This is a genomic window from Verrucomicrobiota bacterium (genome assembly GCA_027622555.1).
In the GTDB taxonomy this organism is placed as follows: domain Bacteria; phylum Verrucomicrobiota; class Verrucomicrobiia; order Opitutales; family UBA2995; genus UBA2995.
In genome coordinates this window covers 1-13,351 of record JAQBYJ010000133.1, presented here as the reverse complement: position 1 = coordinate 13,351, position 13,351 = coordinate 1, and the positions used below count along the sequence as shown (strand labels likewise).

Genomic DNA, 13,351 nt, shown 5'->3' with positions numbered 1-13,351 from the left:
CGTGCATGCAGGAAAAATCCCAGCATGATCTAGGTATCCCATTCCAAATGCTCGTCAATCACCGTGCCAAATAAAAATACCGTGCAGGTTTCCGGGGCTTGAAACAATTGAGCTTGAGCAAGAATCTTTGCTCCGGCAGGGGAGAGGTCGAGCCAGATCAACGTGCCCTGATCGCCGATACATAGAAACGCTCCATCCACCCGGAGCAAACTGGCCCGTCCCAGACGAGCATCCCGAAGTTTGATTCCGTCTCTCCATAACTCGCGGCCGGATTTGATTTCGTAGCAGACCATCTCGGTGCCACCGGTGCCAACCACACCATAAAGATATCCATCATGCGCCACCGGTGTGGTGAATTGGCTGCCGAAACGCTCCGCTTTCCAGCGAAGTTTGGCCGAGCCGTCCGGAGAGAAATCCACCAGGGCTCCGCCTTCCGTGTATCCCTCCGTTATGAAGACGGAGTTCCCTATCACGACTGGAGAGGCGGCATTGACAGAGGTATACATGTTTGCCCGCCAGGGAAAAGCCGCTTCCAGAACTCCCGATTCCGGATCGATACTCAGCAATCCTCCCGCCGCGGGACGGAGCATTCCACCCGCAAATACCAGAACCCGTTGTTTGCCGTTCAATGTGGCAGGGACCGGTGAGGCGTAGCTGGACTGCCAGTCGTGTTTCGTGCTCCACAGCAACTTACCTGTGCGTTTGTCGAAGCTGCCTACGCAAAACTGGCCACCGACATTGACAATGAGTTGGTCGCCATAAACCAGCGGACAACTGCCACGCCCAAAAAAGAGGGGAGCGGGTCCGTACTCCTGATCCAGGTTCTTTTTCCAAACCACTGCACCGGTTTTCAGATTGAAGCAATGCAGATCACTCCGCACGCCGACCGTAAATACCAGATCTCCGTCGATCACCGGTCCGGAGCGTGGAGCATCGGAGATCCCGTAGTTCGAACTCAGCCGAACCGGGTATTCGAACTTCCAATATCGTTTGCCGGTTTCTGGCTGGAGACATTCAACCACTTCCTGTCCGTCCATCGCATGGATCATGACAAGGTAATCACCGGAAACTACCGCAGGCGCGTGTCCGGTTCCGCGTTTGACTTCCCAAACTACCTTCGGGCCGGAGGTGGGCCAAGATTTGAGTAGATGGGTTTCCTTGGAGTGCAGATCGTGGCGCGGTCCGAGGAAACGGGGCCAGTCTTCAGTGGTGGCCTCTGGAGAAAGCGGTTTCGGTGGTGCGTGGAAGGTGAGCCGGTAAAAAGTCTCCGGCACCGCTGTTGCGATATTTGCGGTAAGAAGAATGAGAAAGAGTAGGGCAGCAGATTTCACAGTGAATTATAGCGCTATGAAACTCCAGTAATTATGAGGGTCAATAAGGAATCGAACACCTCAATGATACTAAAACAGCAGTGCCTTATAAGTAGTTCCTCGAAACTACCCTGTTATTAAGATTGGCCTTATTAGTCTTGGCCAAAATCTCGGTTTTTTCCGAGACGAAAACCCGAATAGAGAAGTTAGCCCTTCTTAACGCTGATTGCGCAGGGGCCTTTTTGACCTTCGCCGATTTCGAATTCAACAACGTCGCCTTCGTTTAAGGCGTAGCCATCTGTTTCGGAATGGTGGACAAACAAATCTTTTCCACCGTCATTCGGTTGAATGAAACCGAATCCTTTATCTTCATTAAACCACTTTATTGTACCCTTAGCCATGTTCTTACTTTCTTGTGTTGATTTTTTATCGCTTCGAAATGGCAGAGTTTATGATTGTAAGTCAGAAAATGCGCTTACCAAGCTAGAATGAGAAGACACAGGGCCACTCGTTTGGATTAATTGCAATGAAAAATGCCTAAACTTAACATCAAAGAGATCCTTATTGCCCGGCACGGCGAGCTTCTCGTCATCAATAAACCTTCGGGATGGCCGACCAGTGGTCGTTCTTTGAAGGATGACGACTGTGTTCAATATCATCTAATGGAGCATTTTGGCACGATGGTTTGGGCTGTTCATCAATTGGACGCGGACACGAGCGGTCTTTGCCTCTTCGTTTTGAGCAAGTCGCTGGTTACAAAACTAAAAACGTTATGGATACATCCTGCTATGGTGAAGGAATACTATGCCATCGTTTACGGTGAGCCGGGCTGGGATCAGATCGATGAGCGTTCGCCGATCGGTAGTGTAGGGGAGGGCCGATTGGGTATTCATCCAAAAGGCAAATCAGCTCACACTCGTTTCACTGTGATAGATCGCTCTAACGGTTACAGCCTCATTCGAGCTCAACTTCAAACTGGGCGGATCCATCAGATCCGGATCCACCTTTCGCACCTGGGACATCCGCTGGTCGGGGAGGAGTGGTATCGGAATTCTCCCTGCCTTCTACATCCCAGACAGGCCCTTCACGCCCACCGCCTAAAGTTTCCAGTCAATGAGGTCCTCCCTATCCATTGCCTCACGGCACCGATAGCGTCCGATCTTGTCGAACTAGCGGAGCGCCTGGGGCTAAGGACGAATCTCATCCACACCTGAGTTGGAGATTAATTATGGTCCGATTCGATAATCTGGCTCGAATCCGCATCAGGATCTGTGTAGGAACCCGTATAGACTTCGCCCGTGCTAATCGGTTCAGGATCCATTGCTTCTCCGGGAATGCGGGCAATCGTTTCCAACACAATCGGAATAGCCTGGGCCGCGATGCGTTGCACGCTTTCCTGCATGTCCTTAAAGTTAAACGGCCGTACGCCAACTGCCGGGTTCGCAATGGAACAAATCGTCGCCCAACGGATGCCCAATTGCCGGGCGTATTCCGTGCAGGTCCCAACGTTCAGGCTTGTAATTTCACCTCCCAAAATCCGCATGGCACGGACCTCTGCAGCCGTTTCAAAACGACCGGGGTTATTTTGAAAAAAAGTACCGTATTCCCACAGTTTCCCGGAGTATCCGGGTTGCGCTTTCCGCGCTTCTTCAATCAAAAGCCCGCGAAGTGAAGGACTGAATGGTATCGCAAAATTCGGAAAAATTCCCGGACGCTCAATCCCGGCATAGTCGAGAATGTTTTGAGGCCTTTGGTTTTCCATCACCATGAAATCGTCGATGATCACCAAATCGTCGTAGTCGTAATCAGTGCGAATCGCCCCCGAGCTGGCACCTCCCAGCGCGTGTGTCACACCCGCCTTGTAAAGCGAATACCAGGTCCGCACATGGACGTTTCCGTCATTTTCTCCAGGCACCTTGGTTTCAAAACCGTACATGCGCACATAATAAAAGGGAACTCCCTTATAGCTCATCTTATACATTTTTGGACCCAGACCAAAGGGTGTTTCGATTTGAATAAATCCATCTTCCTCGACCAGGCCTTGGCCAAATTTTTCCGGAACACCAAAGGAGGTGCCACCGACAACGGCGATGTAAATGCTTCCTTCCCCGGCTGCGCTACCCGTGTAGAAGCATGCAGAAAAAAGAGTGAGAGTAAGGATCAGTCGTAAGAGAAGTGTTTTCGTCATGATAGTAAGAATTTCAACGGCAGGCGATTGAGCAGCTACCATCAAACCGAGCTCCAGTAATAGGGTCAATGATCTAAAGAAAGCCTTTACGCTTCTTCTTGTAGGGCAAAGAGACGTGCCCGGTCCTCGGAAGAAAAGGTGGCTGAGAGTTGGATTTGATTTCCTCCCTGCAGGACGTTTTCGTCGTAAAGCTTTTCTCCCTGAGTTCCCCGGATGAGAGGAAATTCCACCGACGTGGATATTACCTGCGCAACTTTGTATCCTTCTCGGAAAGCCAAGTAGGTTAACCAGATATCGTCAGCTTTTGGACAATTGTTTTTAAAGGCTTTTTCGCGTGCCTTGACAGATTTGAGGAATTCAGGCGGGTAAATAACTCCATGTACTGCGGTGATGAAATTTAAGTGACTGGGCTCAGAAGTTGTAGCTATGTCCCAAATACGGTAGGGTTCGAAATGATATCGGTTCAGCCGCATGCGACGCGCCCTGAAGCAGTGAATAATCGATGGATTTTTTTGATGCGCTTCAACCAGTGTTTCCAACCAATGGGGTGGATAAAATACATCATCATCCGCGGTCACCAAAGGTTCGGTAAATTGCGTTTCAGCTTCAATATAGGGATAATACTTGGTGTGAGGTCCCAGGTCTTTGGTAAGCTTTATTTCCAGTCCACGAACTGCCAGACGTTGTAGGGTAGGTGGCAGAGATTGGTTTGCTTCGGTGTCTGATAGCCAGAGTATGATCTTCCTAGGTTTGAGAGTCCCCAGGGCGATCGATTCTATTGCCAAATGCGCAAAATGAATTCGTACCGAATGGGTCGTTAGCGATACCACAGGTCCTGAGGGATCGAGAATGGACTCTTTGGAGTTCACATTAATTCGATGAAGCCGTATCTTTGTTAACTTGGGGCCGATTCTGCTCAAGATATCAGGCACTCGTACTGTTATTGGTGGGAGTTCCTCACACAGGCGTCTGGTAAGCGTCCACTTCCGTTTCAGCACGTCCGATTTTCTTCGAACCAAGTCGGAATTCCTTTCCTGACACAGTTCATTCAGTTGATCGACATCGACTGGTTCGGACATGGCTTCGAGGGTAGTGAGATCATGGAATTCGAGCATACCGAACTTATGAGTAGTTACCATCACCTCAGTGCTATGGTCTATATGAATGCCTTTTATTCCTCCCTCTCTCGCATCGTAACGGCCGGTGTAAAAGGTGTCGTTATTCATCATACAAACGGAAAAAGAAGGATCCTTACTACCGCGCCAGCCATCGATTGGTTTCTGGTAAACTGTCAGGTAGGGGCTTGCGGCATCGACAGTGTAGAGGTTTCCCTTTTTGTCAAAATGTACACCGTGAGGACAGACGGTACCTCGAAGCCGGGCGACAGGTTCAGTCTTTCTATTGAGCTCGGAATTATTTTTAAATATCAAAACTTCACCATGAACATGGTTGCTAATGGCTAGCCATTCATGGTCCGGACTGACGTCGATGCCGTCGGGAATCTTCAGTTCATTTTCAATCAAAATCCCCTCGTTAACAATTTTCAGAGACTCTCCCAGAATAATTCTATGTGAGGTAACAAAATTCCATTGGTCGCTGCATACAATGATCCGGTATTGGTTCTCTCCCATCTCATAGCTGACCACGGATCCCGGGGTCTTTACTTTTGCGCGTAGATAACCTTCGCCATTTATGATTCCAAGTGGCTGCAAGTGTACTTCTTTCGGAGAGCTTTTCAAATCAGGAATTCTGAAAAGGCAAACGTTGCCTTCTCTGTTACACACAGCCACGTGATCATTGCCCAGGAAGGCCAAGCCATGGGGGTCGTTGAGACTTTCCGAGTTAATCGAAATAAAGTCAGAAATCTGGATGCTCACCGATTCAGATTTCCGGGTGATCCGAATCGAAAACACAAAAATCTGATTAATCGAAAATCCGGCAATCCCCAAACGAGACCCATCTTGAGACAAAGAAATATCCTCAGTCCGAAATACCTCTTCCAGGGCGGCTTTAACGGAATCAGAAATGTGAAAAGTGATCATGGGAAGGTTGAAGAAGTAACTAACGAAATTAGAACGCCAAATAGAAATAAAGATGACCTGAGAGTTGTAAGGCGAAAAATTCTACAGACTCGACAGCCTACGAAAATAAAATCACGGATACTCTTTTATGCAACGAACAGATTGAATCCTTAACGACAGTTATCAAGCGTGGAATCAACATGCCCTGGAAAACCACACAGTCGTTCGTCAGATCACCCTTGGTACTTTGGGAGTCTCATTAATGGAAGCCGCATGAATCGGCGCCTTTTTTCTTGTTTAGTGCTGTTGCCGTAGAGGTTGAGGCTCGGTAGGTGTTAAATATTCGGATTAAAGATCCTGTGTGGACATTTCTGAAAGAATCTGCATTTGTTAACAACGTGATTTCTCGTCGTCAGTTTTTTAAAGCCAGCACTGCCTCGGTTGGATTTATTTTAGCACAACAAAATAACCTTTTAGCCCAGTCCAACACTCACCTGCCCATCTACAAAGCGGTCAAATGGACCATGATTAAAGGGGACTACTCGGTCTTGGAAAAGTTTGAGCTATCCAAAGATGTGGGGTTTGACGGAATCTCGTTGATGGCACCAGGATGGGTGGATGTGCATGAGGTTCTCAAAGCTCAGGACAAAACTGGTCTTCGTGTTCATAATATCAACGACGGAAACCACTGGAAGGTCAGACTGTCAGATCCCGATCCGGATGTTCGTAAACAGTCGATACAAGATTTTCGTGATACCCTTCAGTTTGCTGCGGACACAGGCGCAGATTCTATTCTGCTGGTTGTAGGAAAGGTCATGGACCCGGTTCATGAAAACCACGCGCAAGTTTGGGAACGATCCACGAAAGCCATATTGGATACGATCCCTTTAGCTTCGAAACTGGGCGTCAGAATTCTTCTGGAAAACGTGGGCAATGGATTTTGCGAAACCCCAGAACTCTGGAATCAATATATCGACCAATTTAATAGCCATTGGGTGGGAGCTTTTTTCGATATCGGTAATCATCATAGCCGAGGAGGTGCTACGAACTGGTTGAGAAAACTGGGTCATCGCATTGTAAAGCTGGATATTAAAGACCACCACTCAGAACGTAAGAAAAACTGCGATTTGTTTGAAGGCGACGTCAATTGGGAGGAAATTCGGCGGGAAATAAACCGGATTAAATTCACCGGATGGGCCACCGCAGAAGTTTCGGGCGGAGAGAAGGATCGCCTGCGGCAAGTGGCCGAACGTATGGACCAGGCTCTGGGGATTCAATAGCTCTTATTAACCGATCTGCTTAAGAAGGCGCGGGATGCCTTCAGTGAAGTAGCGGAAGCGAATTTGATCAACACCTACGTAGTGACGGACCACCGCGCTTCGCCGAGTCCTTCCTTTGTGGGTATCGTAGGTCGGTGGCATCATTTTAGTCAGTCCCCGCCGCGCTGCTAGAATCGCATAATAAGTTTGGGCCGACCAATAGTGATCCATATCGATTCGGCCGTCTAGCCTCATGGTTTCCATAATTTCATCCACTTCCTGAAATGTTTCCAGACTGAATCGTGGAGTGACCATAAAGCCCCCGTTAAACCTATTCGGCATCTCGATCCCGAATACGTCCTGGAACATTTGACGTGGCGCAGAATAGGCGTCTTGAAAATCTTGGCACCACATATATTCCATAGTACTAGATAGAACCGAGCTAATAAACGCATCTGGACTATGAAATGCTAGGACGTCTGAATCGAAGCTGACGATTTTTTGGGCTTCACCGAAAAAATGAGCATCGACGACTTGTGCACTCATCCCGTAATTACAGCGCCAACGATAAAGGTGTTGCGTTGTTCCCTCTAAAACCTCGGTTACACGCCTGTCGGCCTCTTCCTTAGATACTACCACCAGATCAGGAATAACTGCTGACCATTTTTCAATATCATCGTCGGTGAGTGATCCATCACTGTGTACGTAAAGCTTACCCGTTTCTTCGAGAAAACGTAGCAAGCTCCAACTCGCAAAGATCCCCATGGCCGTATCGCGATGTCCACAAAGCATGTGTAACTCCACATCGTTGCCTTTCGATTGCGGCAGTGCAGGGAGTATTGGAACTTTATCCCACAACGCCTTTCGCATATCCGGTACTCGCTTTGCAAATCCCCGGTAGGGAAGGTCTTCAAGAAGAAGATATTTTAAACGTCCAAGCTCTTTTCGCAAATTAATCATAAGTAGATGATAGGAGCTAGCAGCTATTCCTGCTTGTATCAATCTCTACTCTTATTTCGACACCTGCATGAACAATGTTTTTCATCAGCTTCGAAACTGTGTACCAAGATGATTTCTCATGAGTTATCTTGTTAACTGTTTATTTGTTGTCTCCGACCAGTAAACGGAAAGTTTTGGTAGAATCCACAATGACTAATTGTAGGTGTAGTGAAGAATCTATTCCTACGACACTTGCCTCTTGTCATGGAAGTATTCATCAGAAAGATGTATTCTATGCGTCGCTTTGGGGGAGCAGAATCCCAATACACCCTCGCCATAAAGCAGCTTGCCTTTCGATTTTTCAATGGATCGGAAAAACACAATTTTATTTACCACCTTTTCGATGCATAAATACTCCTTGTGCGCTTATGAGAATCGAACCGAGAACGTGATCGGGTTGAAGCTTTTGTGCTTGTCTGTAAACCGACATAATCCGGGCGTGGCTCTTTTCCTCTATTCGGACCACTTTCCACAATCTCTTCGGAAATGGGTGCAGAGCGAAACGCAAAATGTCACTCTGGTCGAACTGAGCTCTGGGCGACCCATGACCTGGGATGTGAAGCCTCAGATACTTCTCGACATGCTTGCGCGGGGGCATCGACGGGTACTGTGGATCGACTCGGATATAATCGTCACTCAAAATATCTCCAAATTTCTGGACGCTATTCCTACCGGAACACTTGGCGTTGGCGAGGAGCAGGGATCCTTCGATCCGCGCCGCGTCTCTTGCTTGGGTATGGAAGTTGGCCGGGAGTTTTCAAGTAAGGTCAACTCATGCCTCATATGCGTCGGAGAGGAACATCGGGCTCTCCTTGAGCGCTGGTCCAACATTATGGAAGGGGAGTTCTTCCAGAAACTCCAAGCACTTCCCGGTGAGCTTCGTCCGGCATATATTGGTAGTGACCAGGATGTACTTTCCGGACTGCTCTGTTCGAAAGCGCCCGAGGGATTTTCAGACCTGCCAACACAGTTTTTTAGCGTCAATGAGGTGATCACTCACGCCGCGGCCGCTTATCGTATCAGGGCTCGGCTTCGACGCTGCATGCGTCCGTTAGTACCCTTTGTTCATACCAACGGTCACAAACCGTGGTATTCTCTAGATGATCAACATCGACGGTTAGAGATGCTTGGCGTCGAACTCTCACTGTACAACCACGCTGCACGGCCGTACGCAAATGCATTGTCCCAAGGAGAACTTCATTGGATAAGTCCGCGGTCTCTAGCTGCCAGGGTATGCAACTTGTTGGTTTTGGGCAACCCTCACTTGAGAGGCGCTTTCCCCATGATCCTTTCGGATGTTGCGCGGGCTTGGCTGAGGGCCAGAGTAAGGTTATAAGACGCGATGGTAATGTATGTAATCCTTTGAATCGCAACTGAGTTCAGCCGCTTGCGGCGTGCTTAATTTTGCGATTCATCGAGCCCCGAAGCCCGACCGTATTCTTCGAAGCCTGAAAGGGGTAGTAGGAAGGGTTGGCTTGCCACCCCGGGGCAAACCAAGGGTGAAGATATTGATTAAAGTGCTTTTCGTTTTACCGGAACGGTCTAGGCTAAGGGGTATGACCGGCTACCATCAAGATTCTCTATTGGCGCAAGCGATTCTGAAGTTGTTCTTCAAGTGACGAGTTATCAAAATTATATCCAAAGTTTTTTATGTCACTTTTGTAGAATTCAGAAACGATTGCGCGGCTTTTATTAGAGTAGAAATCCTTATAATCTAGTTTGTTGACTGTATTGCCTGCATTCTTGTGTTGCAGGAAGACATGCTTGTTCAGATCCAACTTATTTACAACGTAACGAAAATCATTCTGAAGATTTTCAAAGTACCCAAAGAAATTCATATGCAATTTCGGATCACGGGGTATATACAAGAAATCAGATTGTGGCTTAAAGTGTATCCACTTTCTTATGCCAGGTCTTTGTAGCCCATTTTTAACAAAGGTATCAAAGCTTTCATAGGGAGCAATGTGTTTCTCTGCCCATCTTTTGTCTGATTGGTTCATGCCCCCATTCTTGAGAAAATTATAAGCAGAGAAAAGGCGGTCCCAAGGATTTCTGACAAACGTAAATTTGAAATAACGATTAAAATCGGTTTTAGAAAATATTTTTTGGTATTCGATTAAGGTTTTATGTGAACCCGCCAAATTGCCAAACAAGGATTGGCAAACCGATACTCCCGCTGTCTTGGGGATATGTACAAGAATACACTGATGTTGATCGAACGGTTTTAGTGATCGACCGTCTTCTCCAACTACAGTCCTAAGATGTTGCATTTCCTCGAACTGATGACGTTTAACTATCGAAAACAATTTTCGACGCATACTGTAAGGCAATGAATAAAAAATCACTTTTTTGAGCATATATTTTTCGAGTCCTTCTCTCTTCGAATAATAAGTCCTATTCTCAGAAGAGTTCTTGCAGTCAATTAATTCAAATAACCTACGTTAAAGGGGAATCGGGCTTATCCAGGTTTCCTAATCTGTCTTGGTATGCCCGGCATGTAGTTAAACTGATGAGGTAAAAGTCCGCTGCGAATAAATTCGATGTTGGTGAGATATACATTTAAAGTCAAAAGCGAAGCGCAACGCCAAAGGCGTGAGCCGATGTGCCAAGTCAGCACTAAGCCATTCATTGGGTTGGATTGACGAATCTGAGCCAACTAAGATGAAAACACAATCCACTTCGTCAGGATCGGTTTTTCCCTTTACGGACAGTTTATTTACTCACGGCACTCTATTGTTTGCTCTCTCTAAAGGTCGTTGTGTAGCACCAAAGGCTGTATCAACCTTTCACGTCGTAACAGAAAATCAGGTCCTGGTCGCGCAAGTAAAGCTTACCGTTTATAACCACCGGGTGTGACCAGACCTTGCCTTTCGTCCCCTCGCGCAATGTCGTTTCCTTCGGCAACTGGAATTTACCTTTTTCATTGAATCCACGAGGGCTCGCCTCCACGAGATATACCCAGCCTTCATTTTCGTTCATGCAGTAAAGCATCCCGTCGGCCGCGTGCACTGAGCCTTTGGATAACTCGCGGTCCACCTGCTCCATCCAGGCAACTTTTCCTGTCATGAATTCCAGGCACATCAGGTTTCCTTTTTTCTGGTCTGAAAAACCGTAAACATGTCCGCCCACGAGGACCACGCCCCCGTGATGATTGATCATCTCGTTGTTCTGCCAGACGACTTCCGCGCTTCCGTCTTTGATATTCACCAGCTTCGCCCCTGCGTTATATCCCGAGGTCACGAAAACGTGACCGTCACGGTAAACCGGTGTGGGAACGACGGCTGTTCTCCCCTGTGACCATTCGGACGTCCATAACAATTTCCCACTCTCCGCATCGACACCGGCGAGTGTCTTCATGAAGAGTTGCACATACTGTCGCTTGCCATCCACATCCGCGATCACGACCGAGGAATACTCGGCCAGGTCAGTAAGCTCATTCGACTGCCAGAGCGTTGCTCCTGTCTTCTTATTCAACGCCACGATTGCGCCCTTGCTCCCGCCCGGCGTCACGAGCAAGTTGTCGCCGTCCACCGTAGGTGATTCCGAATAACCCCACTTCGACACCTCGCCACCGAAATCTGTTACGAGGTTCCTGCTCCAGATCCGCTTCCCTTCGTCGGCTGTTAGGCATACAATTTCACCCGCCACTCCGAGCGCAAAGACATGCCCGTCGCTCACCGTGGGTGTCGAGCGCGGCCCAGCGCCCCAGCTTGTACGGTATCCGGCCTCCGGGTCCTGCTCGACTTCTACCGACCAGATTTCCTCGCCGGTGTTCGCGTCCAGGCAGATGAGCATCTCCCGGCTGTCTCGCGCGCCGAGCGTGTAGAGTTTTTCGCCCACAACGGCATGGCTGGAGTAGCCTTTTCCGGCATTCTCGTAGGACCAAAGGAGCTTCGGACCGCCCTTCGGCCACGACTTGAGAAGACCCGTGTCCGGCGAGATGTTCGATTGATCAACTCCGCGCCAGCCCGGCCAGTCAGACCCGGTGCCATTTGCCCATGAACTTACTTCGGTGGCCAAGAAGGCCCCTACCATTAAGCTGCCGATTTCGAAGAATGATTTGATTTTCATTGTGCGTATTATTTCAACCAGATTTTGGCCAATGTCTACTTTATCCCGGTAGGGTGATGCTGATTGCAGTTAGTACAGCGTCGCAGCCTCTCACCTGAGCTCAGGACGGGCCGCTGAGGAGAAGGTTCAATGCTGCCGAGTACCTGTTTCTTCCTCCATGGATGTAATGGAATCACATGAAAATACTAAAAAACTAGGTCCGGCCAAGCCAGGCACCTTTTCGATTCCGTTTTCACGGTACCTACCGCTGTCTTTTCCGGCTCCTTTCGCAAACTTAGGAAGGAACCTGGGCAGATCATGGGTAAGTTAAATCATGAAGAATTGGATGGCGCCATCCACAGCTCGGTGAGTTGGGAAGTCGCTGAAACAGAAACGAAAACAACAGACAGAATGAAAACATAAATCAGCGATGGAAATTCTCAGATCAAACCCAGCGGGTTCACTCCCGCCCGGAAGGCCTGACCAGCCACCGGAAGCGAGTCTTGCGTCGTCGGTAGAGATGCCGGCACGAAGCGTAGACAGCGAGTTGCAAAGCCTGGTGATAGAGCCTCGAAAGTTCATGGATCGGTGGAGTCTTCGTGTTTCCAATAGCGGGGACCAAGCGGGCGCACCCAAAGAAAGCCATTGTGGCGACCGGTCTGGTGCGAACGTCCGCCCGGGGTCGGAGAGCGTGGCAGAGCAACATCGGGGTTTGCCGGGAAGATGGGAGAGCCTACCGTTTCCTTGGGAAACAAGCACCGGATCGGACGAACCCGGTTTACCAACGTCCCTGCCGATCGCGCCGGCCTTGCCGCGATCCAAGCGCAAATACGCAAGGTCGCCCAAGGTATCGTATGGCGAGGGAGACCGAGCCACCGAGACGAACGAAGGCAGTCTTAGCCTCTGCATAGTAGCGCTTGAAAACCGGGGAACTCACCCGAAGGACCCGGCGAGTAGCCAAGGCGGAGGCCGGATCATGGACGCTTAGGAGGGAACTACGCATGGACGACAGAGACATGAAAAGCGTATCCACGAAACAACTAAGCATAGCGAACACGGCGAAGAAGTATCGCCACGAGCCGATAACCGTATTGCACCCGAATCTTGATCTGCATTGGCTCTGGGAAGCCAGCCTGCGCGTGCGCAAAAACAGCGCCAGCGGGGTGGACGGCCAGACCTATGCCGAGTACGAAGACGGCAGCTACCGCGCTCCCCCGGTAAAACGGAGATACATCCCGAAGGACGGAGGAGAGAAACGCGGCATCGGCATTCCGACGCTGGAGGACAAGATACTACAGCGGGCCGTGGTGATGCTGTTGGAGCCTATCTACGAAGAAGAGTTTCACGACTTTTCCTTCGGATTCCGCCCCGGAAAATCACCGCACCAAGCCTTGCAGTATATCTACAACCAGAGCTCACAAAAAGGGAGCTCACAAAAAGGGGTCATACCTTGGAGCTCACAAAAAGGGGTCATACCTTGGATCTCGACAAATAGGCTTCCACCTGCTTCCTCACCCAGGTCCC

The 13,351-nt window shown here is 49.1% G+C and carries 12 protein-coding genes; 5 read left to right on the top strand and 7 right to left on the bottom strand.

Features of this window, described 5'->3' with window-relative positions; all coding sequences use genetic code 11:
- Positions 1 to 29 precede the first annotated feature (29 nt).
- Positions 30 to 1,331 carry a PQQ-like beta-propeller repeat protein gene (locus O3C43_21960; protein MDA1069161.1) on the bottom strand — a complete coding sequence of 434 codons (1,302 nt, stop codon included), beginning with the start codon at positions 1,329 to 1,331 and terminating at the stop codon, positions 30 to 32.
- A 185-nt stretch (positions 1,332 to 1,516) separates the two neighbouring features.
- Positions 1,517 to 1,711, bottom strand: a complete 195-nt coding sequence (locus O3C43_21955; GenBank protein MDA1069160.1) for a cold-shock protein — start codon at positions 1,709 to 1,711, stop codon at positions 1,517 to 1,519.
- 132 nt (positions 1,712 to 1,843) lie between these two features.
- On the opposite strand from O3C43_21955, the gene O3C43_21950 reads away from it, so the two are divergent.
- Positions 1,844 to 2,524: an RNA pseudouridine synthase gene (locus O3C43_21950; GenBank protein MDA1069159.1), complete on the top strand. Its 681-nt coding sequence runs from the start codon at positions 1,844 to 1,846 to the stop codon at positions 2,522 to 2,524.
- 8 nt (positions 2,525 to 2,532) lie between these two features.
- On the opposite strand, the gene O3C43_21945 is transcribed toward O3C43_21950, so the two are convergent.
- A complete protein-coding gene (locus tag O3C43_21945; GenBank protein ID MDA1069158.1) occupies positions 2,533 to 3,498 on the bottom strand; it encodes a hypothetical protein in 966 nt (321 codons plus the stop codon).
- A gap of 86 nt (positions 3,499 to 3,584) precedes the next feature.
- Complete coding sequence (locus O3C43_21940; protein MDA1069157.1) at positions 3,585 to 5,540, bottom strand: hypothetical protein; 1,956 nt, start codon at positions 5,538 to 5,540, stop codon at positions 3,585 to 3,587.
- 311 nt (positions 5,541 to 5,851) lie between these two features.
- Between O3C43_21940 and O3C43_21935 the strand changes: the two genes are divergently transcribed.
- Positions 5,852 to 6,799: a sugar phosphate isomerase/epimerase gene (locus O3C43_21935; GenBank protein MDA1069156.1), complete on the top strand. Its 948-nt coding sequence runs from the start codon at positions 5,852 to 5,854 to the stop codon at positions 6,797 to 6,799.
- Positions 6,800 to 6,805: 6 nt separating this feature from the next.
- Here the strand turns inward: O3C43_21935 and O3C43_21930 are convergent, their stop codons facing one another.
- Positions 6,806 to 7,738, bottom strand: coding sequence for a hypothetical protein (locus tag O3C43_21930; GenBank protein MDA1069155.1), 933 nt, complete (start codon positions 7,736 to 7,738; stop codon positions 6,806 to 6,808).
- A gap of 382 nt (positions 7,739 to 8,120) precedes the next feature.
- Here O3C43_21930 and O3C43_21925 point away from each other — a divergent pair, with 382 nt between their 5' ends.
- The gene (locus O3C43_21925) at positions 8,121 to 9,113 is read left to right on the top strand and encodes a hypothetical protein (GenBank protein MDA1069154.1); all 993 of its coding nucleotides are present in this window, start codon (positions 8,121 to 8,123) and stop codon (positions 9,111 to 9,113) included.
- 244 nt (positions 9,114 to 9,357) lie between these two features.
- Here O3C43_21925 and O3C43_21920 read toward each other — a convergent pair whose 3' ends face one another.
- On the bottom strand, positions 9,358 to 10,134 hold the full coding sequence (locus O3C43_21920) for a sulfotransferase family 2 domain-containing protein (protein ID MDA1069153.1): 777 nt from the start codon (positions 10,132 to 10,134) through the stop codon (positions 9,358 to 9,360).
- A gap of 421 nt (positions 10,135 to 10,555) precedes the next feature.
- The gene (locus tag O3C43_21915; protein ID MDA1069152.1) at positions 10,556 to 11,848 is read right to left on the bottom strand and encodes a PQQ-like beta-propeller repeat protein; all 1,293 of its coding nucleotides are present in this window, start codon (positions 11,846 to 11,848) and stop codon (positions 10,556 to 10,558) included.
- A 409-nt stretch (positions 11,849 to 12,257) separates the two neighbouring features.
- On the opposite strand from O3C43_21915, the gene O3C43_21910 reads away from it, so the two are divergent.
- On the top strand, positions 12,258 to 12,815 hold the full coding sequence (locus O3C43_21910; GenBank protein ID MDA1069151.1) for a hypothetical protein: 558 nt from the start codon (positions 12,258 to 12,260) through the stop codon (positions 12,813 to 12,815).
- Positions 12,816 to 12,828: 13 nt separating this feature from the next.
- On the top strand, positions 12,829 to 13,351 hold a 523-nt coding region (locus O3C43_21905; GenBank protein ID MDA1069150.1), incomplete at its 3' end, for a reverse transcriptase domain-containing protein.